Annotated in this window: 22 protein-coding genes and 1 pseudogene; 13 read left to right on the top strand and 10 right to left on the bottom strand. The window is 66.9% G+C overall.

The window, feature by feature from the left end:
• Positions 1 to 70 precede the first annotated feature (70 nt).
• From QP029_RS06525 to metX, 4 genes and pseudogenes are all read left to right on the top strand, one after another.
• Positions 71 to 2,287 (top strand): NADP-dependent isocitrate dehydrogenase, encoded by a 2,217-nt coding sequence (locus QP029_RS06525; protein ID WP_284875995.1) that lies wholly within the window; start codon positions 71 to 73, stop codon positions 2,285 to 2,287.
• 466 nt (positions 2,288 to 2,753) lie between these two features.
• Positions 2,754 to 4,727 carry a S8 family serine peptidase gene (locus tag QP029_RS06520; protein WP_284875994.1) on the top strand — a complete coding sequence of 658 codons (1,974 nt, stop codon included), beginning with the start codon at positions 2,754 to 2,756 and terminating at the stop codon, positions 4,725 to 4,727.
• A gap of 221 nt (positions 4,728 to 4,948) precedes the next feature.
• Positions 4,949 to 6,282, top strand: a pseudogene (locus tag QP029_RS06515) (O-acetylhomoserine/O-acetylserine sulfhydrylase).
• Between the two features lie 6 nt (positions 6,283 to 6,288).
• Positions 6,289 to 7,416: a homoserine O-acetyltransferase MetX gene (metX, locus tag QP029_RS06510; protein WP_284875993.1), complete on the top strand. Its 1,128-nt coding sequence runs from the start codon at positions 6,289 to 6,291 to the stop codon at positions 7,414 to 7,416.
• Between the two features lie 4 nt (positions 7,417 to 7,420).
• Here the strand turns inward: metX and QP029_RS06505 are convergent, their stop codons facing one another.
• Positions 7,421 to 7,750, bottom strand: a complete 330-nt coding sequence (locus QP029_RS06505; RefSeq protein WP_284875992.1) for a DUF3017 domain-containing protein — start codon at positions 7,748 to 7,750, stop codon at positions 7,421 to 7,423.
• Positions 7,743 to 8,597: a bifunctional methylenetetrahydrofolate dehydrogenase/methenyltetrahydrofolate cyclohydrolase gene (locus QP029_RS06500; protein ID WP_284875991.1), complete on the bottom strand. Its 855-nt coding sequence runs from the start codon at positions 8,595 to 8,597 to the stop codon at positions 7,743 to 7,745. Before QP029_RS06500 ends, QP029_RS06505 begins: the two co-directional genes overlap by 8 nt.
• 25 nt (positions 8,598 to 8,622) lie before the next feature.
• Here QP029_RS06500 and QP029_RS06495 point away from each other — a divergent pair, with 25 nt between their 5' ends.
• Positions 8,623 to 9,093: a tRNA (cytidine(34)-2'-O)-methyltransferase gene (locus QP029_RS06495; protein ID WP_284875990.1), complete on the top strand. Its 471-nt coding sequence runs from the start codon at positions 8,623 to 8,625 to the stop codon at positions 9,091 to 9,093.
• On the opposite strand, the gene QP029_RS06490 is transcribed toward QP029_RS06495, so the two are convergent.
• The 5 genes from QP029_RS06490 to QP029_RS06470 form a co-directional block, all read right to left on the bottom strand.
• Positions 9,090 to 9,713: a response regulator transcription factor gene (locus QP029_RS06490; RefSeq protein ID WP_284875989.1), complete on the bottom strand. Its 624-nt coding sequence runs from the start codon at positions 9,711 to 9,713 to the stop codon at positions 9,090 to 9,092. The two genes, QP029_RS06495 and QP029_RS06490, sit on opposite strands and share 4 nt — an antisense overlap.
• Positions 9,714 to 9,802: 89 nt before the next feature.
• A complete protein-coding gene (locus QP029_RS06485; RefSeq protein ID WP_284875988.1) occupies positions 9,803 to 10,939 on the bottom strand; it encodes a sensor histidine kinase in 1,137 nt (378 codons plus the stop codon).
• Positions 10,940 to 11,422: 483 nt separating this feature from the next.
• Positions 11,423 to 11,917, bottom strand: a complete 495-nt coding sequence (locus tag QP029_RS06480) for a hypothetical protein (RefSeq protein WP_284875987.1) — start codon at positions 11,915 to 11,917, stop codon at positions 11,423 to 11,425.
• A gap of 113 nt (positions 11,918 to 12,030) precedes the next feature.
• Positions 12,031 to 13,416 (bottom strand): PH domain-containing protein, encoded by a 1,386-nt coding sequence (locus QP029_RS06475; RefSeq protein WP_284875986.1) that lies wholly within the window; start codon positions 13,414 to 13,416, stop codon positions 12,031 to 12,033.
• Positions 13,413 to 13,862 (bottom strand): PH domain-containing protein, encoded by a 450-nt coding sequence (locus QP029_RS06470; RefSeq protein ID WP_284875985.1) that lies wholly within the window; start codon positions 13,860 to 13,862, stop codon positions 13,413 to 13,415. Before QP029_RS06470 ends, QP029_RS06475 begins: the two co-directional genes overlap by 4 nt.
• Before the next feature lie 31 nt (positions 13,863 to 13,893).
• On the opposite strand from QP029_RS06470, the gene QP029_RS06465 reads away from it, so the two are divergent.
• Both QP029_RS06465 and QP029_RS06460 read left to right on the top strand, forming a co-directional pair.
• A complete protein-coding gene (locus QP029_RS06465) occupies positions 13,894 to 14,097 on the top strand; it encodes a hypothetical protein (protein WP_284875984.1) in 204 nt (67 codons plus the stop codon).
• 39 nt (positions 14,098 to 14,136) lie between these two features.
• The gene (locus QP029_RS06460) at positions 14,137 to 14,373 is read left to right on the top strand and encodes a hypothetical protein (protein ID WP_284875983.1); all 237 of its coding nucleotides are present in this window, start codon (positions 14,137 to 14,139) and stop codon (positions 14,371 to 14,373) included.
• Here QP029_RS06460 and QP029_RS06455 read toward each other — a convergent pair.
• Positions 14,356 to 17,508, bottom strand: a complete 3,153-nt coding sequence (locus QP029_RS06455) for an error-prone DNA polymerase (protein WP_284875982.1) — start codon at positions 17,506 to 17,508, stop codon at positions 14,356 to 14,358. The genes QP029_RS06460 and QP029_RS06455 overlap by 18 nt on opposite strands.
• Before the next feature lie 136 nt (positions 17,509 to 17,644).
• Here QP029_RS06455 and QP029_RS06450 point away from each other — a divergent pair, with 136 nt between their 5' ends.
• From QP029_RS06450 to QP029_RS06435, 4 genes are all read left to right on the top strand, one after another.
• Entirely contained in the window at positions 17,645 to 18,538 is an 894-nt protein-coding gene (locus QP029_RS06450) for a MetQ/NlpA family ABC transporter substrate-binding protein (RefSeq protein WP_284875981.1), read from the top strand.
• 113 nt (positions 18,539 to 18,651) lie between these two features.
• A complete protein-coding gene (locus tag QP029_RS06445; RefSeq protein ID WP_284875980.1) occupies positions 18,652 to 19,704 on the top strand; it encodes a methionine ABC transporter ATP-binding protein in 1,053 nt (350 codons plus the stop codon).
• Positions 19,701 to 20,378 carry a methionine ABC transporter permease gene (locus QP029_RS06440; protein WP_284875979.1) on the top strand — a complete coding sequence of 226 codons (678 nt, stop codon included), beginning with the start codon at positions 19,701 to 19,703 and terminating at the stop codon, positions 20,376 to 20,378. Before QP029_RS06445 ends, QP029_RS06440 begins: the two co-directional genes overlap by 4 nt.
• A gap of 10 nt (positions 20,379 to 20,388) precedes the next feature.
• The gene (locus tag QP029_RS06435; protein WP_284875978.1) at positions 20,389 to 21,165 is read left to right on the top strand and encodes an HAD hydrolase family protein; all 777 of its coding nucleotides are present in this window, start codon (positions 20,389 to 20,391) and stop codon (positions 21,163 to 21,165) included.
• A gap of 9 nt (positions 21,166 to 21,174) precedes the next feature.
• Here QP029_RS06435 and QP029_RS06430 read toward each other — a convergent pair whose 3' ends face one another.
• Positions 21,175 to 22,722, bottom strand: coding sequence for a SulP family inorganic anion transporter (locus QP029_RS06430; protein ID WP_284875977.1), 1,548 nt, complete (start codon positions 22,720 to 22,722; stop codon positions 21,175 to 21,177).
• A 93-nt stretch (positions 22,723 to 22,815) separates the two neighbouring features.
• Between QP029_RS06430 and QP029_RS06425 the strand changes: the two genes are divergently transcribed.
• The gene (locus tag QP029_RS06425) at positions 22,816 to 23,205 is read left to right on the top strand and encodes a MerR family transcriptional regulator (RefSeq protein WP_284875975.1); all 390 of its coding nucleotides are present in this window, start codon (positions 22,816 to 22,818) and stop codon (positions 23,203 to 23,205) included.
• Positions 23,206 to 23,228: 23 nt separating this feature from the next.
• Here the strand turns inward: QP029_RS06425 and QP029_RS06420 are convergent, their stop codons facing one another.
• Positions 23,229 to 24,161, bottom strand: coding sequence for a sucrase ferredoxin (locus tag QP029_RS06420; protein ID WP_284875974.1), 933 nt, complete (start codon positions 24,159 to 24,161; stop codon positions 23,229 to 23,231).
• A 155-nt stretch (positions 24,162 to 24,316) separates the two neighbouring features.
• On the opposite strand from QP029_RS06420, the gene QP029_RS06415 reads away from it, so the two are divergent.
• Entirely contained in the window at positions 24,317 to 24,991 is a 675-nt protein-coding gene (locus tag QP029_RS06415; protein ID WP_284875973.1) for an AMIN-like domain-containing (lipo)protein, read from the top strand.
• Positions 24,992 to 24,996: the final 5 nt, after the last annotated feature.

Genomic DNA, 24,996 nt, shown 5'->3' with positions numbered 1-24,996 from the left:
CCGTCACCTGCTCAAGCGGGAACAGGTATCCTGGAAAGCCGTATCGTAGCCGAAAATTAAAGGGAGACCCATGGCAAAGATCATCTGGACCCGTACTGACGAGGCACCGCTGCTCGCGACCTACTCGTTCAAGCCGGTCGTCGAGGCATTCGCCGGCACCGCCGGAATTGATGTCGAGACCCGCGACATCTCCCTCGCCGGGCGCATCCTCGCCCAGTTCCCGGACCGCCTGAGCGATGAGCAGCGCATGGATGACGCCCTCGCCGAGCTCGGTGACCTGGCCAAGACCCCGGAAGCCAACATCATCAAGCTGCCGAACATCTCCGCATCGGTACCGCAGCTCAAGGCCGCCATCAAGGAACTGCAGGCACAGGGCTATGACCTGCCGGACTACCCGGAGAACCCGGAGACCGACGAGGACAAGGACGTCCGCAGGCGCTACGACGCCGTCAAGGGCTCCGCCGTCAACCCGGTGCTGCGTGAGGGCAACTCCGACCGCCGTGCGCCGGAGGCCGTGAAGAACTTCGTGAAGAAGCACCCGCACCGCATGGGCGAGTGGTCGGCCGACTCCAAGACCAACGTCGCCACCATGGACGCCGACGACTTCCGCCACAACGAGAAGTCCGTCATCATGCCGGCCGACGACACCCTCACCTTCCAGCTGGTCGACGCCGACGGCAACGCCACCAAGCTCCGCGACGACCTCAAGGTCCTCGAGGGCGAGGTCATCGACGGCACCGTCATGCGCGCCGCCGCCCTGCAGTCCTTCCTCACCGACCAGGTCAAGCGCGCCGAGGACGAGGGCATCCTCTTCTCCGTGCACCTCAAGGCCACCATGATGAAGGTCTCCGACCCGATCATCTTCGGCTACGTCGTGCGCACCTTCTTCGCCGACGTCTTCGACAAGTACGGCGAGCAGCTCATGGCCGCCGGCCTCAACGGCGAGAACGGCCTGGCCGCCATCTACTCCGGCCTCGACGAGCTGGAGAACGGAGCCGAGATCCGCGAGGCGTTCGACGTCGAGCTGGCCGCCGGCCCGGACCTGGCCATGGTCAACTCCGACAAGGGCATCACCAACCTGCACGTGCCCTCCGACGTCATCGTCGACGCCTCCATGCCGGCCATGATCCGCACCTCCGGCCAGATGTGGAACAAGGACGACAAGACCCAGGACACCCTGGCCGTCATCCCGGACTCCTCCTACGCCGGCATCTACCAGGCCGTCATCGACGACTGCAAGGCCAACGGCGCCTACGACCCGACCACCATGGGCACCGTCCCCAACGTCGGCCTCATGGCCCAGAAGGCCGAGGAGTACGGTTCCCACGACAAGACCTTCAAGATCGAGACCGACGGCACCGTCCAGGTCCTCAACTCCGCCGGTGACGTCATCATCGAGCACGAGGTCTCCGCCGGTGACATCTGGCGCGCCTGCCAGACCAAGGACGCCCCGATCCAGGACTGGGTCAAGCTCGCCGTCGACCGGGCCCGCATCTCCGGCATGCCCGCCATCTTCTGGCTCGACTCCGAGCGCGCCCACGACCGCAACCTCATCGAGCTGGTGAACAAGTACCTCGCCGACCACGACACCGACGGCCTGGACATCCAGATCCTCTCCCCCGTCGAAGCCACCAAGGTCTCCATCGAGCGCATCCGCCGCGGCGAGGACACCATCTCCGTGACCGGCAACGTGCTCCGTGACTACAACACGGACCTGTTCCCGATCCTCGAGCTGGGCACCTCCGCCAAGATGCTCTCCGTCGTCCCGCTCATGGCCGGTGGCGGCCTGTTCGAGACCGGTGCCGGCGGCTCCGCCCCGAAGCACGTCCAGCAGGTCCAGGAGGAGAACCACCTGCGCTGGGACTCCCTCGGCGAGTTCCTCGCCCTGGCCGAGTCCCTGCGCCACGTCTCCCGCACCGAGGACAACGCCAAGGCCGCCGTCCTCGCCTCCGCGCTGGACAAGGCCACCGAGAAGCTGCTGGGTGAGGGCAAGTCCCCGTCCCGCAAGGTCGGCGAGATCGACAACCGCGGCTCCCACTTCTACCTGGCCTCCTACTGGGCCGAGGAGCTGGCCGCCCAGACCGAGGACGCCGAGCTGGCCGAGGTCTTCGGTCCGATCGCCGAGGCACTGGCCGCCGACGCCGCCGAGATCGACAAGGAGCTCATCGACAACCAGGGTCAGCCCGTCGACCTGGGCGGCTACTACCAGCCCAACGACGACAAGACCTCCGAGGTCATGCGCCCGTCGAGCAAGTTCAACGAGATCATCGACGGTCTGAAGAAGTAACGCTCCACCGCTTCTCGACACCCCGCCTCCCGCACCGTGGCCCGCACGGCGCGGGGGCGGGGTTCGTCGATTCCGGGGACTTGGTGCCGGCTGGGGTGCCCTGTCATATGTGTGACGCCCTGTCATTCGGGGAGATTCCCCGCCCTGCAGCGCAGTGAATCTCCCCGAACCTAGGGGCCGGTGGGCCAGCCCATCGGGAAACCCTCAGCACTTCCCCACACGACCATGAGCGCGCCCTGACGGGGGTTCAGGAGAGCCGCTATGTATGCAGTGTCGTACATCCAGGGCAACTCACATGTCCGGGAATCCATGCATGTCAGCATTGACATGAAGCTCCAAGAACTCCTTTCCTGCTGGTAACTGAGCAATTCTCAGATGTATTCACATGTTAGTTTTACGTGGCCGCAGCGACCGGCTGCCGGCTCCACCATGATCATCCAGATCGCACCACCCGGAAAGGAACCAGATGCGCCTCAGATACCCCGCGCACCCTCCCCGAAGGACCAACGCGAGAACCCTCACCACCGCCTGCACGGCCGCCATCGTCACCGCCCTCACGGCGTCGACACTCATGCACACCGCCTCCGCCCAGGAGGACGGGCCGGCCGATCAGACCACCGAGGGGATCACCGACACCGCCAACCTGCTCGACCGGGCCTCCGAGGGCACATCCGACGCCCCGGAACCCACCAACCGTTTCCTCGTCTCCTATCACCCCAGCGCCAGCAACACCCCCGAGGCCCGGGAAGGAACGATGACCCAGGCCCTCGAGGAGATCGGGGCCGAACCGGAGGCCTCCGAACTCCGGGAGACCGCCACGGGCGCCACCGTCTTCGAGACCTCGGAGGAACTGTCTCCCGAGCAGTCCGAGGAGCTGCTCGCCCAGCTGCGGGACGACGATTCCGTCGAGTACGCCGAGATCGACGCCATCTTCACCATCGCGCAGGATGCCCCGGCCGAGGACCGCGACCAGGAGGCCTCCCCCGCTGCCGCACCACCGAACGACACCCACTTTCCCCGCCAGTGGGCCCTGACCGAACGCCAGGGCATCAACGTCCTGCCCGCCTGGGACGTCACCCGCGGGCAGGGACAGACCGTCGCCGTCATCGACTCCGGCATCGCCCCGCACCGCGACCTCGACGCCAACGTCACCGGCGGCTATGACTTCATCTCCGATTCCTCCCGCGCCCGGGACGGCGACGGCCGCGACAGCGATCCCACCGATGAGGGCGACTGGATCACCGCCGGCCAGTGCGGCAACAACCAGCCCGCCGACTCCTCGTGGCACGGCACCCACGTCGCCGGCACCGTGGCGGCCGTGGCCGGGAACAACGAGGGCATCGCCGGCGTGGCCCCCGACTCCACCATCGTGCCCCTCCGCGTGCTCGGCGCCTGCGGCGGCTACCTCTCCGACATCACCGACGCGGTCGTCTGGGCCGCCGGCGGCACCGTCCGCGGCGCGCCCGCCAATCAGAATGTCGCCGACGTGATCAACATGTCCCTCGGCGGTTCCGGCCAGTGCTCGGCCACCTACCAGCGGGCCATCGACCTGGCGGTCAACCGCGGCTCCGTGGTCGTCGTCGCCGCCGGCAACGAGAACCAGGACGCCTCCCTGGTCCAGCCCGCCAGCTGCAACAACACCGTCACCGTCGGCGCCGTCGACGCCAACGGTGCCCGCGCCCCGTACTCCAACTACGGGTCCGCCGTCGACGTGTGGGCACCGGGCGGCAACACCGCCACCGGGCAGGGGGTGCTCTCCACCATCGACACCGGCCGGACGACCCGCGCCGGCGCCGGATACGGCAACTACCAGGGCACCTCCATGGCCGCCCCGCACGTCGCCGGTGTCGCCGCCCTGGTCACCGCCGCCAACCCGGGGATCTCCACCGCGGAGCTGACGTCCCGGATCACGCAGAACACCAACGCCCGCAATGTCATCCAGGCACCGGCGGCCGTGGGGGTCGGCACCAACCCCGGGGAGCCGGTGGATCCGGTTGACCCGGAGGAACCGGTGGACCCGGTTGATCCGGTCGATCCTGTCGACCCGGAGGAACCCCCGGTCGATGACGCTGAGACTGCTGCGCTGGTGGACGCCACCAACCGCGCCCGCGCCAGCGCCGGACTCCCGCCGCTGGCGGCCCGCCCCGAACTGACCCGCCTGGCGCAGGACTGGGCGCAGACGATGAGCCAGCGCAACCAGCTCGTCCACCGTCCCGACCTGCGTGAGCACACGACGGCCGAGTACGCCGTGTCGGAGAACATCCTCATGACCCGTGGCCGGGCGACCTCTGCCGAGGACATGGTCCGGATGTGGATGAACTCCCCCGGCCACCGCGCCAACATCCTCGACCGCAATGCCCGGTGGATCGGCGTGGGCATCGCCGAGTCCGCGAACGGCACCACCTACGCGGTGCAGAACTTCGGCGTCGCCCGACGCTGACGTCACACGCCGCCACCCGACTGATCCACTCTCCGGCCCCGGGCCCCACACCAGCGACGACATACCGCTTGGTCTAGGGGTCCGGGGTTTTTATTCACGCCCGGAGGGCGGTTCTTCCACGGCTATCGCGACTTTAACTAGACCGCTCGGTTTATTCTTCCCCGCATCGACGTAGTGTGTTGTCCATTGACCGACAGCACCTCCACCTCAAGGACGACACCATGCCCAAGTACGACAACTCCGCCGCCGCCGAGTGGGATTTCCAGACCCGGTCCATTCACGCGGGCCAGACCATCGACAGTGACACCGGCGCCCGCAACCAGCCGATCTACCTCACCACGTCGTTCGTCTTCGATTCCGCCGAGCACGCCCGCCAGCGTTTCGCCCTCGAGGATCTGGGCCCGGTGTACACCCGCCTGACCAACCCGACGGTGGAAGCCCTGGAGAATCGCCTCGCCTCGCTCGAGGGTGGTGTCCACGCCGTGGCCTTCTCCTCCGGCCAGGCCGCGGAGACCGCCGCGATCCTCAACCTCGCCGGTGCCGGCGACCACATCGTCACTTCCCCGCGCCTCTACGGTGGCACCGAGACCCTGTTCCAGGTCACGTTCAAGCGCCTGGGCATCGAGGTCACCTTCGTCGAGAACCCGGATGACCCGGAGTCCTGGCAGGCCGCGGTGCAGCCGAACACCCGCGCGTTCTACGGCGAGACCTTCGGCAACCCGGTCGCCGATGTGCTGGACATCCCGGCCGTCGCCGAGGTCGCGCACCGCAACTTGGTGCCGCTGATCGTCGACAACACCATGGCCACCGCCGCCCTCGTCCGCCCGTTGGAGCTGGGTGCGGACATCGTGGTCAACTCGCTGACCAAGTTCTACACGGGCAACGGTTCGGCCCTCGGTGGCGTGCTCGTCGACGGCGGTTCCTTCGATTGGACCGTCGAGCGCGACGGGAAGCCGGTGTTCGAGCAGTTCGTCACCCCGGATCCGGCCTACCACGGCCTCAAGTACGCCGACCTGGGTGCGGCCGCCTTCGGCCTCAAGGCCCGCGTCGGGCACCTGCGCGACACCGGCGCCGCCCCTCCCCCTTCAACGCCTGGGTGGCACTCCAGGGCCTGGACACCCTCTCGCTGCGCGTGGAGCGCCACAACGAGAATGCCGCGAAGGTCGCCGAGTTCCTCGCCGATCATCCGCTGGTGGCCAAGCTCAACTACGCCGGCGCGCAGTCCTCCCCGTGGTTTGCCACCAAGGAGAAGCTGGGCCTCGAGCACACCGGTTCGGTCCTGTCCTTCGACATCGCCGGCGACACGAACGACCGCACCGCGGCGTGGGCGTTCATCGACGCGCTCCAGCTGCACTCCAACGTGGCCAACATCGGTGACGTCCGCTCCCTGGTCATCCACCCGGCGTCCACGACCCACTCCCAGTCCGACGAGCAGGGCCTGACCCGCGCCGGCATCACCCAGGCCACCGTCCGCCTGTCGGTGGGCATCGAGTCCGTGGCCGACATCATCGCCGATCTGCAGCGCGGTTTCGCTGCCGCCGAAGCCGTGAAGTAGGCCGGCATGCCCACCCTCGCCCCCGAAGGAACCCTGGCCACGCAGCCGATCGGTGACCTAGTCACCGAGGCCGGCGCGACGATCACGGACGCCACCATCGCCTACCAGCGGTGGGGCGAGTTCCGGGGTGAGCCCGACGGGAACAACAATGTCCTGGTCATCGAGCATGCCCTCACCGGTGACACCGACGTCGCCGACTGGTGGGGCCCGCTCATCGGCCCGGGTCTGGCGCTGGACACGGACCGGTGGTGCGTGATCTCCACGAACGTCATCGGCGGCTGCCAGGGCTCCACGGGCCCGTCCTCACCGCACCCGGACGGCCGGCCGTGGGGGTCCCGGTTCCCGGCGATCTCCATCCGGGACCAGGTCACCGCGGAGAAGCTGCTTCTCGACGCCCTGGGACTCACCCGGGTCCACGCCATCCTCGGCGGCTCCATGGGTGGCGCGCGCGTCCTCGAGTGGTCGTTGATGTACCCGGAGCAGTTGGCGAGTGCGTGCGTCATCGCGGTGTCGGCCCGTGCCTCCGCGTGGCAGATCGGCATCCAGTCCGCCCAGATCAGCGCCATTGAGCGGGACCCGGCGTGGCACGGCGGCGACTACCACGGCACCGGGCAGGCCCCCACGGCCGGACTGGCGGCCGCCCGTCGGATCGCGCACCTGACCTACCGGGGTGAGCAGGAGATCGACGAACGTTTCGGCACCACCCCGCAGACCGGGGAGAATCCGCTGGGCCGGTACCGCGATCCGAACCAGCGTTTCGCCGTGGAGTCCTACCTGGACCATCAGGGCCGCAAGCTCGTCGAGCGTTTCGACGCCGGCTCCTACGTCGTCCTCACCGACTCCCTCAACCGCCACGACATCGGCCGGGGGCGGGGCGGGCTGAACAAGGCACTGGCATCGATCACCGTGCCCACCATGATCGTCGGCGTGGACACCGACATCCTCTACCCCTACCACCAGCAGGAACACCTCTCGCGCAACATCGGCACCCTGCTGGGAATCGCGAAACTGGTCTCCCCCATCGGGCATGACGCGTTCCTGGCGGAGTTCCGGCAGATGGACCGGATCCTGCGCCGCTTCCTCGACCTGAGCCAGACGACCTCCGACGAGGACGCCGGCGACTACATGATCTGAGCGCTCAGGACCCGAGCGCGTCGACCGACGCCGACAGGAACGCCATGGCGCCGCCGACGATGAGGCAGAAGAAGGCGTCGAAACGCCGGGAGCGGACCGCGAAGACGCCGAGGACCCGGGAATCGAAAGTCAGGCGCAGCACGGCCAGCCACAGCAGTGACGCCCCGAGGACGAAGGTGGCGCGCCGCCAGTGTTCGGTGACGGCGAAACCGGAGGCGACGGCCACGCCGACCAGGAACAGCGCCAGGCCCGCCCACTGCACGGGGCGGGGCAGGCGGGAGGGGACAACGCCCGCGTCATGGGGGTTGTCCAGGGCTCCGAGGGGGCTACTCACCGGCGAGCAGTTCCGCCCTCTCGACGACGTTGCGCACGAGGAAGGCGCGGGTGAGCGGGCCGACACCGCCCGGGTTCGGGGAGACGAAGCCGGCGACCTCCCACACGTCCGGGTGCACGTCGCCGGCGAGCTTGCCGTCGAGGCGGGACACGCCGACGTCGAGAATCGCGGCGCCGGGCTTGACCATGTCGGCGGTGAGCATGTGAGGCTGGCCGGCGGCGGCGACGATGACGTCGGCCTCACGCGTCTCGGCGACCAGGTCCTTCGTGCCGGTGTGGCAGAGGGTGACGGTGGCGTTCTCGGAGCGGCGGGTGAGCATGAGGCCGATGGGGCGGCCGACGGTCACACCGCGGCCGATGACCACGACCTTTGCGCCGTTGAGTTCGACGTCGTAACGCCGCAGCAGGTGGATGGCGCCGTTGGGGGTGCACGGCAGCGGGGCGGGCTCGTTGAGGACGAGCTTGCCCAGGTTCACCGGGTGCAGGCCGTCAGCGTCCTTGTCCGGGTCGATGGCCGCGAGGACGGCGTTCTCGTCGAGGTGCTTCGGCAGCGGGAGCTGGACAATGTAGCCGGTGCAGGCGTCGTCGTTGTTGAGCTCGTCGATGACGGCGAGCAGCTCCTCCTGGCTGACATCCGCGGGCAGGTCCCGGCGTATGGAGTTGACGCCGATCTGCTCGCAGTCGCGGTGCTTCATCTTCACGTACGAGTGGGAGGCCGGGTCATCGCCGACGAGCACGGTCGCCAGACCCGGCACGCTGCCCTTCTCCTTGAGGGCGGCCACGCGCCGGGCCAGGTCCTCGAAGATCTCGTTGCGGTAGAGCTGTCCATCTAGTTTCGTCGCAGTCACGCCCCTCATCCTAGACTCTCGGGATATGCCCCGACTGCACGTCATCTTCGACAACCCCGTCATTCCCCCGAACACGGGTAACGCGATCCGGATGTGCGCCGGCTCGGGCGCGCACCTGCATCTGGTGGAGCCGCTGGGTTTTGACCTGTCGGAGAAGCACCTGCGGCGGGCGGGCCTGGACTACCACGACCTCGCGGACGTCGCGGTCCACCCGGACCTCGACGCCTGCTTTGCGACGCTCCCCCACTCCCGCATCTTCGCCTTCACCACCCGCGCCTGCACGTGGCACACCCAGGTCGCCTACGACGACGGTGATGCCCTGCTCTTCGGCACCGAACCCACCGGCCTCCCCGAGGAGCATCTGGCCCATCCCCGGATCACCGGGGAGGTGCGCATCCCCATGGTGCCGGGACGCCGCAGCATGAATCTGTCCAACTCGGCGGCCGTGGCCACCTATGAGGCCTGGCGTCAGTTCGGGTTCCCAGGCGGGATCTAGGGGCTCGTCAGAACCACGAGTTGCAATCTGCTGCTGGCTCCGAAGACTTGCATTAGTCGGTTGACTGACTTCTTTACCGATGGAACTGAAATCCCCAGTTCCCTGGAAATATCCGCGTTACTCAATCCGTAGTGCAGTTCTGCGAGAACTCGCCGATCCAACGCGGAAACGACGTCGCTTTCCAGCGACACGGGTGGACGGAGAAACTTCTTTAAATACCTGGCTGCATCAGGAGAAATCGACGTCCCTCCCTGTACCGCACTCCGAATGCCATCTGCTATGTCCTGTCGTCGAGCGCTCTTGAGGATGAACCCATTGGCACCTGCCCGAAGCATCGACACCCTCGAAACGTCGTTGTTGAATGACGTCACCGCGACGACCTGAGGTGGGTCGTCGAGATGCCGGCTCAGTTCGGTGAACTCAATCCCGTTCATGTGCGGCATACGGACATCGCACAAAACAACGTCACACGCGTTGTTTTCCAAGAATTGCAGTGCCGTGGCCCCAGAAGACATGTCACCGACCACGGTGAGATCCTCGAAGCTCTTCACAATCTCTACGAGCGCTTCGCGGAAGAACTCCTCGTCATCGACGATCAGAACCTCAATTTTCCTAACCATGCGCCGTATACCTAACGGCACCACACGAGATTGGGAAGCCACGCACACAAGGCTGCCGCGGGAAAGATCTCGACCCGGCAACAACAGAATCAATCATTTTCTATATTCCTTTCCAATGGGACTAACATCAGTATCTGCCAAGAATTAAAACTTGAACTCAGGTGCACTGTTCCCTGGACCTCACCTATTCGGCGGAAAACTCCGACCAAACCGGTCTTTGTCGAAAAACTGCAGGAAATGGATGTCTGAGAATCCGGCGTTTGATTTCGAATCGCAACCCCAACCTCTCCAGGCTTGTCAACCCTCTCAATGTCAATTTTTCCCTGCTCCGGGGCATATTTCGCGGAATTTGCGATACACTCTTGGAGCGACAGTACGAGGGCTCGTTCAGATTTCGCAGGAATGGATAAACCCGAAAACTGTCCCCTACATTTCACGTCGAAGCCAAGTTCAACTAGGCGTCTCATGGCCTTCACCACTGAAATGTCCAGCGAATCAGGCACCCACACCGAATCATCCTGCTCAGTCAAGTCCGGATCATCACTCACCTCGCGCATGAGGTTCTCCAGCTCCGTCAATGCATCTCGTCCCAAAGACGACATTTCGCTGATCTCACGTACCGTAGAATCCCCGTCGGGCCGAGCCAAGACCCGGTCCGAAAGCATCGTCATCATGGTGATCTTACGTGCCAAGCTGTCGTGCAAACTCTCGCGCAGTTCAACAACAACGGCAGCCCTGGCCCTTCTTTGAGCATCAACCAATTCATGACGAGACCAAGCCAAACGATTTCTCGCCCTACCGGTCCAGATGACGATTCCGAGAAGCAATCCTTCTACCAATAAAGTGGCGGCCCATTCGGTGAATAGCAGACGTCCGAGTAACGGAACGTAGGCGAATAATAGCCATTCCGCGACAATAGACGCAGACAACACCACGCCGAAGCGAAAAGAGACCATGTGGACAACAACAAAAAGTAGAACGGGAACGACTGAAATGTCATCCACCAATCCCCTTTCCCAGAGCAGGGAAGCTACGGGGATGGGGATTAACCCCAGGAAAGGCCGCAAGTTCGACACAAATACCACGCTGGCGAAAAGTCCTGAGAAGACTAAGTCCCACGCAGAGGGTTCGCCGAATATCGGTGATGCGCATGCCAGTCCGACTACTATCGTGGTTTCCCCCGTGGTGAAGCGCGCATTCGGGGCATGTGAGGTCTGGTCAGGCACCCGCGTCAGCTCTCCTCTCACTTCTGGGACGCCCACGACAACAGTGGTGGTGGCCGAAGCAGTGCGGCTCGTCAGCAACCGGACGGCCCAGTCTATCGCCGTGCGCCCGCCAACAAGGCTGCGACGACTCCGCCGATCGCCAAGCCGGGCCCGAAGGAACCAAGCCATCGGAATATGAACTCGCTCCCCATCGCCAAGGCAACGCCTGCGACGAGAGTGCAGGCAACACCAGCCACAAGAAGCCACACCCCGACACGACGCTGTTTCCTCGCGCTGACCGGAGAAATTAAGTCAGTGTGACCCCGAAGTCGGAACAAGACTAAGAGCAATGGGAGAGTGGCGGCAAGAACAATGAGCGCGGCCACCCAACTGTTTGTCACCCACAGAATTATCGAAGCAACTACAGAAATCACTGCAATAGTCAAAGCCAAGTTGAGGAACAGGCTTTCCTTTGATCGTACTGCGCTCATTGTTCAGCCCCTTCTAGCAGCGAGAACCGACGTAGGCCAGGAAGCCAGACGCTCCGAGAGAATACATAAGAAGAACCGCTGCTGCGCCTGCCGCTCCAGAAGCTGCAACGATTGCGATCGCCGCACCCCAGCCAGCTGTATGAATCGTACCTACGACCCACATGAGAAAAGAGCATGTGAGCCCGCTATTCTGGGCTACCATGCGAGGTTCCTGATCAGGATCCACCTGACCAGAGTTAGAAGCGGAATCGAGCCCATCAAGGCTCACCGTGGCGGTTGATCCGTCGGAGTACTCAACGTGAGCAATGTTTGCGGTTTCGTCAAAGGCGACGATCATTTCTTCCCCGTCAACCGTGACGCTGGTACGTCCGTCGTCCAAGTCCACGACGTCGACCCCTGAGACGGTGGTCACCGGCGCGGCAGAAGCCGAAGAAGCACCGAATAAACCGACTGCGAAAGCGAGCAATAGCGCGAGGAATGTCGACAATGTTCTGCTGATTGACAACATGAGTCTTCCTTTCAAGCCTGAAGAGTGTCGACCCTGTCCGATGACGGGTCCACTCCCAGGATGACCGAGGAGATTGCTTTTATTGACGGTGGCATGATCTTAGGGAACTTATGTTACCCCCCGGCTGATCCCATCCCCGGCAATTGTCGGGCTCGCAGTCGTTCCAGCAGTTCTCGCCCAACTTCAGGCGCGAGGTCCTCTCCGGCCATGCGCACAGGCCCCTGTACGAGGTCGAAGCGCACCGTGCACAGGCCGAACAGCTGCTGCAGGGGGCCGCGGGTCAACGACAGTTCCTGGATGTGGGAGGGGGCGACGACCTTGACGCGGCGGCCGAGGCGGCCGCGGTGGACCACGACGGCGTCAGCAAGCAGCGTGACGGCCTGCTGGTGCAGGTCGACCGGGGAGACCCAGCGGGCGGCGGGCGGGGAGGTGAACGTCGGATCGGTCGCACCCTCGGGGCGGGCGTGGGCCTCGGCCTCCCCGGCGTCGAGCGGGCTGACCAGGGCGAGCAGCGCCATGGCCTGCTCGCGGGAGCCGACGGGCAGCAGCTGGGAGGTGCCGGTCGCCTTGTTCGACTCGGCGCCGTAGCCCGCGACGGAGACCTTGACCAGCCACCAGCCGAGCAGCCGCCACAGGATCGGCTGCTGCACCGTCACCGCGTGGATGCGGTGCAGCGGGATGGACTGGCGGCGGCGGTCGGCCAGGCCGTAGGACAGGTGGAGGGTGTCGTCCGCGAGAGTGGCGGTGAACTGCCAGCTCTGGTCGATCTGCCGCCACACCACCGGCACGAGGCCGACGATGATCGGCAGGACCGCCGCCCAGGAGATCGGGGCGAGGAGGAAACCGACGATGATGACCACCGCGCCCAGGTTCGAGCCCTGCAGCGCGGCACCCGCCAGGGAGCGGGTGATGGGGATGGTGGGGACGACCTCCCGGCCCGCCTCGGCGCCGGTGGGCGGGGCGAGGGGGGACGGAGGAGCGTCGATACGCGGGGTGAGGCCGCGGGAGCGTTCCAGGACCTCGACGCGCAGCGCCTCGGCGACCTCCCGCGGCAGGTACGCGATCTCGATGACGGAGCTGCCGCCGCCGGCCGTCTCGATCCGGACCGAGGCGAGGCCGAAGATCCGGGCGATGACCGATTCGACGACGTCGACGGCCTGGATCCGGTCGTAGCGGGCGGTCCGCAGCTGGGTGTTGAGCACGCCCTGTTTCAGCGAGACCTCCTCGTCTGTCAGGCGGTAGCCCATCGCCTTCCACCACACCTGGGAGAACAGCCAGATCAGCCCGCACAGGGCGGCGAACCCGAGCAGCCCCACCAGGATCGGCAGGATGTTGCCGCCGGTCACCCACGTATACGCCGCGGAGATCGCCGCGGCGTTGAGGTTGAAGGCACCGACGGCGAGGATGGCGAGGATGACCGTCCAGAACTTCAGCAGCGGGGTGAGCCGGTGGACGCGGCGGAACTCAGGGGTCTCGGGCGCGGTCACAGGGGTGCTCACAGGCCGCTCATCCTCTCCCTGGCCTTGACGGCCAGGCGGTCACGCAGGGCGTCTGCGGTGTCGGCGGGCAGACCCTGGACCGAGGAGTCGGAGGACGCGGACGCGGTGTGCAGCTCCAGCGTCTTCATCCCCAGGGAGCGTTCGATGGGCCCGGCGGTGACGTCGACGAACTGGATGCGGCCGTAGGGCACGACCGTGAACGTGTGCCACAGCCGCCCCTTGGTGATCAGCAGCTCATCCTCGGTCTCCTGCCAGCCCAGCAGCTTCACCTGCGCCGGGATGAGCCACAGCTGCCAGAGGAAAAGGGCCAGGAAGATGCCCGCGCCGATCCACAGCCACGGGGTCCACAGCCACGCGGCGACGGCGAAACCGATCGCCGGAAGCAGGATCCACGGCAGTCGGCCGAGGTAGCGGGCGGTGGTCAGCTTCGGGGATACGGGATTCACGCGTCCACCCTATCCCGATAGGCTGACACGCATGTCCGGCCTCGACTACCTCATCGCCAAACTGCCCACCGCCGCCACCATCGCGGTGATCGTGGCGTTCGTGTCCACGCTCACCACACGGCAGATGCCGCTGGATCTCGGCGACATCCTCTTCTTCCTCGGGGTGTGGGCGGCGTTGTCGGTCATCGCCGCGGTCATCCTCATGGTCATCGAGCTCATCCGGGACCGGCTGTAGCCCTCGCATACTTCGGCGTCGGAAACTAGAATCCGGGCCATGACCTACTCCCAGCGAGTCTCCGCCAGGTTCCCGCTGTCCGCCGCCATCGCGTTCGTCATCGCCCTCATCGCCGCCCTGCTCACCTTCGACAACCTCCTCTCCTGGTCCGGCCTCATCGGATTCCTCATCTGGTGGCTGGCCGTCACCGTCATCATCGCCTTCGCCTGGGCCGGGATGCGGCCCGGATCAACCGACGGGAAGAACACCACCGACCCGTCACCGGAAGTCCCGTGACCCCCGGCTGAACCACTCCCCGACCGCCATCGGCTCCAGCTTGTCGGCCACCACCGACACGGCGCCGGTGGCGTTCTGCACGATGCCGCGGACGATGAGCACCTTCGAGGTCCGTGCCACCACCCGCTCCCGGTTCCACAGGCCCACGGAGACCATGACGTTCATCAGGCCGGTCTCATCCTCCATGCCGAGGAAGGTCAGGCCCGAGGCGGTCTGGGGTCGTTGGCGGTGGGTGACCACGCCGGCGATGCGGACACGGGTGCCGTCGGGGACGCCACGAAGCGCGGCGGCGGTGAGGATGCCGTCGGCGGTGAGCCGGTCCCGGATCAGTTCCATGGGCTGACGCTGGTGGGTGACCCCGGTGGCGGAGACGTCGGTGACCATGAGCTCCAGGGTGGACATGCCGGGCAGGGCGGGGGCGGTGACGGCGGACAGGCCGGGCAGCATGCCGTCGCGTTCGGTGGCGGCCACGCCCGCCTGCCACAGGGCCTGACGGCGGTCGATGCCGAAGCAGTCGAGCGCGCCCGCCTTCGCCAGGGCCTCGACGTGCGCGACGGTGAGGTCCGCCCGGCGCGAGAGGTCGGGGATGCCGGTGAAGTCGGCGGTGGCCGCGGCGGCCTCGATCCGGTCGGCGGCGTCCACGCCCAGGCCGTTGACCAGGCCGAGCCCCATCCGGATCCGGCCGTCGACCACCCGGGCCTCCCGCCCCGACCGGTTGACGTCCACCGGCAGGATGTCGATACCGTGGCGGCGGGCGTCCTGGATGAGCGACTGCGGGGAGTAGAAACCCATCGGCTGGGCACGCAGCAGGCCGACGCAGAACTCCGCCGGATAGTGGTGTTTGAACCAGGCGGAGAAGTACACCAGGGATGCGAAGGACTGGGAGTGGGACTCGGGGAAGCCGTAGGCGGCGAAGGCGACGATCTTGTTCCACAGTTTCTCCGCCACCTCCCCGGTGATGCCGTTGGTTGCGGCCGCGCCGTGGAAGAAGCGGTCCCGGATCGCCGCCATCCTCGCCGGGGAGCGTTTGGAGCCCATGGCCCGGCGCAGCGCGTCCGCCTCCGCGCCGGTGAAGCCGGCGGCGTCGACGGCGACCTGCATGAGCTGTTCCTGGAACAGCGGGATGCCCAGCGTCTTGCCCAGGGACTTCTCCAGCACGGGGTGGTCGTAGGTGACCGGTTCCTTCCCGTCGCGACGCCGCAGGTAGGGGTGCACCGACCCGCCCTGGATGGGACCGGGGCGGATGAGGGCGACCTCGACGACGAGGTCGAAGAAGCAGCGTGGTTTCAGGCGCGGGAGGGTGGACAGCTGGGCGCGGGACTCCACCTGGAACACGCCGACCGCGTCGGCCCGGCAGAGCATGTCGTAGACCGCGGGCTCCGCGAGGTCGAGTTCCCACAGGTGGACGGTGCGGCCGTGCTGCTCGGCGACGAGGTCGATCATGTGGTGGAGTGCCTCGAGCATGCCGAGGCCGAGCAGGTCGAACTTGACCAGCCCGGCGGAGGCACAGTCGTCCTTGTCCCACTGCACCACCGAACGTTTCTCCATCCGCGCCCACTCCACGGGCACGACGTCGGCGATCGGCCGGTCGCAGATGACCATGCCGCCGGAGTGGATGCCCAGGTGGCGGGGCTGGCCCTTGAACTGGGCGGCCAGCTGCACCACGTCCGCCGGCGGGTCGGCGGTGCCTTTGCTCCACGCGTCCGCACTGCCCTGCGGGTAGCCGAGCGCCCGGGCGGCGTCCCGGACCGATCCTTTGGTGCGGTAGGTGATGACGTTGGCCACCTGCGCCGCCTTGTCCCGGCCGTGCCGGTCGTAGACGTACTGGATGACCTCCTCGCGGCGGCCGGACTCGATGTCGATGTCGATGTCGGGCGGGCCGTCCCGGTCCGGGGACAGGAAACGTTCGAACAGCAGGCCCGCACTGATCGGTTCGGCGTTGGTGATCCCGAGCGCGAAGCACACCGCCGAGTTCGCCGCCGACCCACGTCCCTGGCACAGGATGTTCTGGTCCCGGCAGAAGTCCACCAGATCGCACACGATGAGGAAGTAGCCGGGGAAGTTGAGCTGCTCGATGACCGCCAGTTCGTGGTTGATCTGGGCCAGCGCCCGCTCCCGGATCTCCGCGGACCGTGACGCGTATCGACGCCGCCCCCGCCGCACCGTCTCCTCCCGCAGCCAGCTCATCTCCGTGTGCCCGGCCGGGACGGGAAAGTCCGGCAGGTCGGGCGCCACGAGGTCGAGGGTGAAGGCACACTCCTGCGCGAGGGTGACGGTCCGGGCCAGCAGCTCCGGCCGCCCGGGGATCATCCGGGCGAGCTGCTCCCCGGAGCGCAGCCAGGGCGCGCCCATGGGGTGCAGCTCCGGTTCCGCGTCGGGCAGCGACTGCCGGCGGGCCAGGGAACGCTTCGCCCCCGCCAGCCGGGACTGCGCCCGGGTGGCCGCGCCGGGCAGGGCGGTGACGATGGCCCCCAGGTCGGCCCTGCGGTGGGTGATCTGGTCGAGGATCTCGTGGTGGTCCGCATCCTCCGGGGTCATGGTCACCGCGTACTCCAGGACCACCCGGTCCACCCCGAAGGCCTCGATCATCTGGTCGATCTGCCCCGCCCACTCCCAGCCGGCCAGGACGAGACATTCCCCGCCGAGCGCCGTGGCGATCCCGGCCAGGTCCGGGTAGGCCACCTCCCCCTTCGTGCCGGTGGCCATGTGCGCATCCGCCATGAGGTGGGACAGCCGACGGTACCCCTCCGGACCGCGGGCGAGGACGGTGAGGATCTTCTCCCCCAGGGTCAGTTCCGCACCGAAGACGGTGGGCAGGCCGACGGTGGCGGCGGCCTCGGCGAACTTCACCGCCCCGTAGAAACCGTCCCGGTCCACCAGCGCCAACGCGCTCAGTCCCAGTTCCACGGCCCGGTGGACGAGCTCCTCCGGTTCGCTCGCCCCGCCGAGGAAGCTGTAGGAGGACACGGCGTGCAGTTCGGCGAACTCGACGGTGGGATCAGCGTCAGCGGCGTGCGGGCGGGTGGGGACGGGGTCACCGAGATGGTCGACGGGCACCGGTGTTGCGGACTCCCGGCCCGAGAGGATGCGCTCGAGCCGGGACCAGCTCAGGGGCTCCCCGCCATTGAATCTCATGCCCCTCAAACTAGCTGAACCGAACACCCGTGCCAAACACTCCGGCCGGCCGGTGAATGCTATGTAGACAGAGCGGTACACCGGGTGCTAGGTTGTGCACTCAACGCCTGATAATCATCTGAAAGGGACGCGAACCATGAACTTCCGTCGCATCGCCGCCACCACCGCCGCCGCGGCCCTCGCCGCCACCGGCCTGGTCGCCTGCTCCAACGACTCCGAGGACACCGCCGCCGGTGGCGAGAACGCCACCGGTGACACCATCCGCATCGGCACCACCGACGCGAACCTCAAGGAGTGGGACGTCTTCTCCGACATCGTCGAGGAAGAGGGCATCGACATCGAGATCGTGCCGTTCTCCGACTATAACACCCCGAACGACGCGCTCGTGCAGGACCAGATCGACGTCAACAAGTTCCAGCACCTGCTGTTCCTGAGCAACTACAACACCGGCGCCGGCGCCGAGCTGGTCCCCGTCTCCTCCACCGAGATCTACCCGCTGGCCCTGTTCTGGCAGGAGCATGACTCCCTCGACGGCATCGAGGGCGAGGACATCGCGATCCCGAACGACGCCACCAACCAGGGCCGCGCCATCAACGTCCTCGTCCAGGCCGACCTGGTCACCCTCAAGGAGGAGGGCCTGCTCAACCCGACCCCGGCCGACATCGACCAGGACGCCTCCAAGGTCACCGTCACCCCGGTCGACGCCGCACAGACCACCGCCGTCTACCACGAGGGCAAGCCGGCCGTGATCAACAACTCCTTCCTCGAGCGCGCCAGCATCGACCCGACCGCCGCCATCTTCCAGGATGACCCGGACAACGAGGAGGCTGAGCCGTACATCAACGTGTGGGTCACCACCCCGGAGAAGGCCGAGGACGAGACCATCAACCGTCTCGCCGAACTGTGGAAGGACGAGCGCGTCACCGAGGCCATCATGGAGTCCTCCGGCAACACCGCCGTCAAGGTCGACCGTCCGCGGGAGGATCTCGACGAGATCATGAACCGCCTCAAGGACCAGGACACCGAGTAAAGCTCCCGGTTTTCACCGTGCCTACCCCGTCGCCTGTCCGCGACGGGGTTTAGCATTCCTCCTGACACCCAAACTCACCGACCACCTCACCGACAACGAAGGGTTCCAGCCCCGTGTCCGAACCAGTGACCGCCCCGCCCCGTACCGGCACCCGCATCGAATTCCGCGACGTCACCAAGGTCTTCACCAATCAGCGCAAGGCCGAGACCCGCGCCGTCGACGGTGTCACGCTCACCGTCGAGCCGGGGGAGATCCTCGGCGTCATCGGCTACTCCGGTGCCGGCAAGTCCACGCTCGTGCGTCTGATCAACGGCCTCGACACCGCCACCTCCGGGCAGCTGCTGCTCGACGGCACCGACGTCATCGGCCTGTCCGAGGCGAAGCTGCGGTCGATCCGCACCGGTATCGGCATGATCTTCCAGCAGTTCAACCTCTTCCACTCCCGCACCGCGGCCGGCAACATCGAGTACCCGCTCAAGCTGTCCGGCATGGGCAAGGCGGAGCGGAAGCAGCGCGTGGCGGAGCTGCTCGACTTCGTCGGCCTGGGCGACAAGGGGCGCAACTACCCCGAGCAGCTCTCCGGCGGGCAGAAGCAGCGCGTGGGCATCGCCCGTGCGCTGGCCACCAACCCGAGTCTGCTGCTGGCGGACGAGGCCACCTCGGCGCTCGACCCGGAGACCACCCACGACGTGCTCACCCTGCTGCGGGAGATCAACCGGGAGTTCGGCATCACCATCGTCGTCATCACCCACGAGATGGAGGTCGTGCGCTCCATCGCCGACAAGGTCGCCGTCATGGAGGCCGGCAAGGTGGTCGAGTACGGCAGTGTCTACGAGGTCTTCTCCGACCCGAAGACCGCCGTCGCCGCCCGCTTCGTCGCCACCGCCCTGCGCAACACCCCCGACCAGGTCGAGGCCGAGGACCTCCTCGCCCACGACGGTCGCCTGTTCACCGTGGATCTCACCGAGGAATCCGGATTCTTCGCGGCTGCGGCGCAGGCGCGGGAGGACGGGGCGTCGATAAGCATCGTCCACGGTGGTGTCACCACCCTGCAGAAACAGTCCTTCGGCAAGATGACGGTGCGCCTGAACGGGCCGGAGGAGGCCATCGAGACCTTCCGCGCCACGCTTGCCCGCACCACCGACATCCAGGAGATCACGCGATGACCACCACCTACCTCGCCGCCGACTGGGACCGCCTCGGCTCGACCTTCCTGGAGGCGATCGGCGACACCCTCGTCATGGTCTCGGTGACCATGATCATCGGTGGTCTCCTCGGCCTCGTCATCGGCGTGCTGCTCTACACCACCCGCTCGGGCGGCGTCCTGCAGTCCAAGCCCGTCTACTGGGTGCTCAACGTGCTGGTCAACTTCATCCGGCCCATCCCCTTCATCATCATGATCGCCATGTTCGCGCCCCTGACCCTGTCGGTGGTGGGGACGACGATCGGCCGGTCGGCGGCGATCTTCATCATGTGCATCGCCGCCGCGTTCGCCGTGGCCCGCATCGTCGAGCAGAACCTCGTGGCCATCGACCCCGGTGTCATCGAGGCCGCCCGCGCCATGGGTGCCGGGCCGTGGAAGATCATCTCCACCGTCATCCTCCCCGAGGCGCTCGGCCCGCTCGTCCTCGGCTACACGTTCATCTTCATCGCGGTGGTCGACATGTCCGCGATGGCCGGCTACATCGGCGGCGGCGGCATCGGTGACTTCGCCATCGTCTACGGCTACCGCGCCTACGACCTCGAGGTGACCTACGCGGCCGTCATCGTCATCGTCATCATCGTCCAGATCGCCCAGCTGCTGGGCAACTGGCTCTCCCGGAAGATCCTCCGCCGCTAGCCTGGAGGACATGAAGATCGTGGCGTTCGACATTGACGGCACGGTGCTGTTCGAGGACGGCATCGCCCCCGACGTCGTCGCCGCGATCCGGGACTGGCAGGCGACCGGCCACCTCGCCGTCGCCGCCACCGGCAAATCCCGCTCCGCCCTCGACCACGCGCTGCGCCCCTACGACCTCCGCTTCGACTACGACGTCATCTACACCGGCGCCGTGCTTGCCGACGCCTACGGCGACACCCTGTCCGCAGCCACCCTCCCGGTGGACCTCGTGCGCCGCATCATCACCGAGCTTCTCGACGTCCCCGGCATCGTCGTCTTCGCCACCATGCTCGGCGAACGCGACGCCCTCTTCTCCGACCTCCCCCACGGCGCCGCCGACACCACGATCATCCGCGACTTCGTCCACATGGACATCAACGACATCACCGACGACCACCAGTTCGTGGGCATCCCCCTGTGGGTCCTCGACGGTGCCCGCTCCCAGCACGCCCTCGTGGCCCGGTTGGCCGAGGACTTCCCCGAGGTCGACGTCATGCCCAACCAGATGTTCATCGACCTGCTGCCGAAGGGTGTGTCCAAGGGCGCCGGGCTGGGACAGTTGCTCTCGCACCTGGGGATGGAGCGCACCGAGGTCACCCTCCACACCTTCGGCGACTCCTGGAATGACCTGTCCATGCACGCCATCGCCGACCGCTCCTACGCCTTCCCCTGGCCCCCCGACGAGGTGATGGACGCCGCCGACGAGGTCATCGAGTCCGTCGCGCCGGTGCTGCGGCGGCTGGCCTGACGCCCGGTCTCAGCCGCCGAGTTTGCCGGACAGCCGGTCCAACCGGTACTTGCTCTGACCGTCCAGCCCGATGATGTCGACGATCTTGCCGCGGGCCTGGAACTTCTGCTGGATGGCGTCGAGGGTGGCCACGGTGGAGGCGTCCCAGATCTCCGCCTCGGAGAGGTCGATGACGATGTGCCCGGCGTCGTCGGTGTAGTCGAAGCGGTAGACCAGGTCATTGGATGAGGCCCAGAACAGCTGGCCCCGGACCTGGTAGGTGCGGATGTCCACCTGCCCGTCATCGTCGACGTCGAGTTCCTTGACCTTGACCACGTCGACGACGCGGGCGACGCGGCGGGCGAACATCACCATCGCGGTGAGCACGCCCAGGCCGACGCCGATGGCGAGGTTGCGGGTGATGAGGGTGCCGGCGACGGTGACCACCATGACCAGGGTCTCGCTCAGCGGCATGAGCCGGAGGGTCCGCGGGTGGACGGAGTGCCAGTCGATGGTGCCCAGGGAGACGACGACCATGATGGCCACCAGCGCCGCCATGGGGATCAGGCCGACGATGTCGCTGAGGACGACGACGAGGATGAGGAGGAACACGCCCGACAGCAGCGTGGACAGGCGGGTCCGGGCGCCGGACTCGCGGACGTTGATCATGGTCTGGCCGATCATCGCGCAACCACCCATGCCACCGAAGATGCCGGAGACGATGTTGGCCACGCCCTGGCCCCAGCTCTCCCGGGTCTTGTCGGAGTGGACGTCGGTGATGTCGTCGACGAGCTTGGCCGTCAGGAGTGACTCCATGAGGCCGACCATGGCCATCGCCAGGGCGAAGGGCCCGATGATCTGCAGGGTCTCGAGTGTCAGCGGCACATCCGGGATGAACAGCTCCGGCAGGGATTCGGGCAGTTCACCCTGGTCGGCGACGTCGGGGATGTCCCAGCCGGTGGCGATGACCACCGCCGTGACCGCGACGATGACGATGAGGGGTGCGGGGATGGCGGTGGTGATCCGCGGGAAGAACACCATGACGGCCAGGCCGGCGAGGAAGAGCGGGTACACCAGCCACGGCACCCCGATGAGGTGGGGGATCTGGGCGGCGAAGACGAGGATGCCCAGGGCGTTGACGAAGCCGGTCATCACCGACCGGGGGATGAACCGCATGAGCCGGGCGACGCCGAGCGCGGCGAGCAGGATCTGGATGACACCGGCCAGCAGGACGGTGGCGATGAAGGAGTCCATGCCGTGTTCCTTGGCCACCGGTGCGATGACCAGGGCGACCGCACCGGTGGCGGCGGAGATCATCGCGGGGCGTCCACCGGTGAAGGAGATGACCACGGCCATGATGACCGAGGAGAACAGGCCCACCCGTGGGTCGACGCCGGCGAGGATGGAGAAGGCGATGGCCTCCGGAATCAGCGCCAGGCCGACGACGAGCCCGGCGAGAACCTCGGTCCGCAGCCGGGTCAGCGAGCTGAAGGCGTGGCGGAAGGAGGCGAGCACCCCGGTGGGGGCCTCGGCAGGAGCGGCGGGCACGGCAGGTGCGGTGGGCACGGTGTGGGACACGTCGGTGGACTCTCGTGAGGCGGCGGAACGAAAACCTACCGTAACGGTAGAGTTGGGGATCGACAACTCGGCAACCCGGAAAGGACGCAGGTCATGGACAGCGACGGCAGGAAGATCGGCGAGGTCGCCGAGCAGACGGGCCTGTCCATCCGGTCCCTGCGCCACTGGGACGAGGTCGGGGTGGTCTCCCCCTCCGGCCACACGCCGGGCGGATTCCGGCTCTACAGTGACGCCGATGTCGAACGCATCCTGCTGGTCAGGCGGATGAAGCCCCTGGACTTCACGCTCGAGGAGATGAAGGAGTTCCTCGACGCCGCCGACCGCCTCCGGGGAGACGCCGGTGACGGGCAGGCCAGCGCCACCATCGCCCGTTTCGAGGACGAGACCCGCATCCGGCTGGACAGGCTGCGCACCCGGACGGCGTACGCGGAGGAGTTCCTCGACCTGGTCGGCACTCTCACCAGCGATCCCTCCCGGGACTGATCCCGCGGATTATCCCGCCGCCGCTACTCCCAGCCCTGCTCGGAGTGCTCGGCCACCACGTCGGTGGCCACCCACACGGTGCCGGACTTCGGCCGGTCGCCGCAGGAGGAGATGATGCCGTCGACCTCCTGCTGCGCCACCGTCACCTCCCAGCTGCGGCCGTCGGAGTGGGCGACGACGACGGGGTCCTGTGACTCGTCGACGACGGTCAGCTCCCCGAAGTGGAGGTCCCCGGCGGTGTCGGCCCGGTCGGTGAGGTGGCCGGCGACGGCGACCTCCGCCACCTGTCCCCGGGGGCCGTACAGGCCGCGGCCGCGGTTGCCGGGCTGGAACCACGTGCCCGACAGAGCTGAGGACACCAGTGCGGACCCTGCCTCCACGTTCAGGCGGCCGTAACTGTAACCCCAGGGCATGAGCAGGATGGAGGGGGCGAAACGGTGCCCCTTGGTGTGCGAGGTCTCCCACACGACGGTGCCGGGGAAACGTTCCGAGAGTTCCGCCGCCAGCGGCCGACCCTTGAGAGCGCAGCACACGTCGCGCTTGCCGTGGGTGCACACCAGCACCAGCGGGTGGTCGACGATCTCCCCGCCGTTACGACCCGGGCCCGACAGATCCAGGTCGAGGATCGCCTCGGGGCCGTCGACGACCAGCAGCTCGGTGCGGGCCTGCTCCGCGAACACGAGGTAGAGATGATGGCGGGTGATGCGTCGTCCGTCCCGGCCTGGGTGGCGGACAAGCTGCAGGCCAGCGGTTTTGCCGAGCTTCTTCTTCAACCGCCCGGTGAGCTCGTCACCGAAGACCCCACCGTCGAGGACGTCCCGGCTCCAGCCGTGCGGCCACTCGAGGATGACATAGACCTTCTCCTTCTTGGCGGAGCCGGGCAGCGGTTCCACCTGTGCGTCGGAACAACGCAGCGTGTCGGGAGCGTCAGCGGCGGAGGTGTCGACGGTTGTCATGGTGTCCAGGGTAGCCGCCCACCCCCGAGGGCCCCGTGACGCAGCCCACGAAATGGGGGTACCCCGCGTCCCGATTACAACGATTCGTTTACGAAACCCCCGATCCGTTGATTCTGGCTTCGCGGTCGCAGGAGCCTGAGTCTACGGTGAATATTATGACTGATCCTTTCCATGGCTTCACTGCACGACGAACCCGGCTCGCCGCCCTCATCGCGGCCTGCGCCCTGGGCCTCACGGCCTGCGGCGCGGTGGGTACCTCGTCGGAGGATGCGCCACAGGGCGGACAGTCTGCCCCGACCACGACGGGCGCGGATGCCGCCCCCGAGACCGGCACCGTGACCCGTGGAACGTTGGGCACCGGCTACGCCGCCACCTCCGCCGACGCGGGTGTCACCCCGGTGGGCAACGCCGACACCGCGATGAAGACCTCCCGCCCGGAGGCGCCGTCGCAGCTCATGGTCACCGGCGTGCGGGTCGGCCACCACGAGGGCCTCGACCGGGTGGTCTTCGACCTCGCCGGGGAGGGCGAGCCCGGCTGGTTCATCGACTACACCGCCGCCCCCGCCCAGCAGGGCTCGGGCAACACCATCTCCTACCAGGGCGAGATCGCCCTCAACGTCAACATCGACGGCACCACCTACCCCTTCGAGCTGGGCAAGGAGGAGCCGAACATCGGCACCGTCGAGGGGGTCGGCAACGTCACCCAGGTCATCTCCACCGGCACCTTCGAGGGGCGTTCCCAGTTCGTCATCGGCCTGAAGACCAAGCTGCCGTACGCCGTGCAGGTCCTCCACGAGCCGCACCGCCTGGTCATCGACATTCCCCAGTAGTCCGG

This window comes from Corynebacterium suedekumii, assembly GCF_030252185.1.
GTDB lineage: Bacteria > Actinomycetota > Actinomycetes > Mycobacteriales > Mycobacteriaceae > Corynebacterium > Corynebacterium suedekumii.
The sequence above is the reverse complement of the archived record's forward strand: the minus strand, read 5'-3'. Positions and strand labels throughout refer to the sequence as shown.

Coding starts and splice junctions, on each gene's coding strand:
- QP029_RS06425 (WP_284875975.1), top strand. CDS start 22,816: ATGGACAGCGACGGCAGGAAGATCGGCGAGGTCGCCGAGCAGACGGGC.
- QP029_RS06490 (WP_284875989.1), bottom strand. CDS start 9,713: ATGGTTAGGAAAATTGAGGTTCTGATCGTCGATGACGAGGAGTTCTTC.
- QP029_RS06455 (WP_284875982.1), bottom strand. CDS start 17,508: ATGAGATTCAATGGCGGGGAGCCCCTGAGCTGGTCCCGGCTCGAGCGC.
- QP029_RS06480 (WP_284875987.1), bottom strand. CDS start 11,917: ATGTTGTCAATCAGCAGAACATTGTCGACATTCCTCGCGCTATTGCTC.
- QP029_RS06420 (WP_284875974.1), bottom strand. CDS start 24,161: ATGACAACCGTCGACACCTCCGCCGCTGACGCTCCCGACACGCTGCGT.
- QP029_RS06440 (WP_284875979.1), top strand. CDS start 19,701: ATGACCACCACCTACCTCGCCGCCGACTGGGACCGCCTCGGCTCGACC.
- QP029_RS06415 (WP_284875973.1), top strand. CDS start 24,317: ATGACTGATCCTTTCCATGGCTTCACTGCACGACGAACCCGGCTCGCC.
- QP029_RS06450 (WP_284875981.1), top strand. CDS start 17,645: ATGAACTTCCGTCGCATCGCCGCCACCACCGCCGCCGCGGCCCTCGCC.
- QP029_RS06495 (WP_284875990.1), top strand. CDS start 8,623: ATGCCCCGACTGCACGTCATCTTCGACAACCCCGTCATTCCCCCGAAC.
- QP029_RS06525 (WP_284875995.1), top strand. CDS start 71: ATGGCAAAGATCATCTGGACCCGTACTGACGAGGCACCGCTGCTCGCG.
- QP029_RS06465 (WP_284875984.1), top strand. CDS start 13,894: ATGTCCGGCCTCGACTACCTCATCGCCAAACTGCCCACCGCCGCCACC.
- metX (WP_284875993.1), top strand. CDS start 6,289: ATGCCCACCCTCGCCCCCGAAGGAACCCTGGCCACGCAGCCGATCGGT.
- QP029_RS06460 (WP_284875983.1), top strand. CDS start 14,137: ATGACCTACTCCCAGCGAGTCTCCGCCAGGTTCCCGCTGTCCGCCGCC.
- QP029_RS06435 (WP_284875978.1), top strand. CDS start 20,389: ATGAAGATCGTGGCGTTCGACATTGACGGCACGGTGCTGTTCGAGGAC.
- QP029_RS06520 (WP_284875994.1), top strand. CDS start 2,754: ATGCGCCTCAGATACCCCGCGCACCCTCCCCGAAGGACCAACGCGAGA.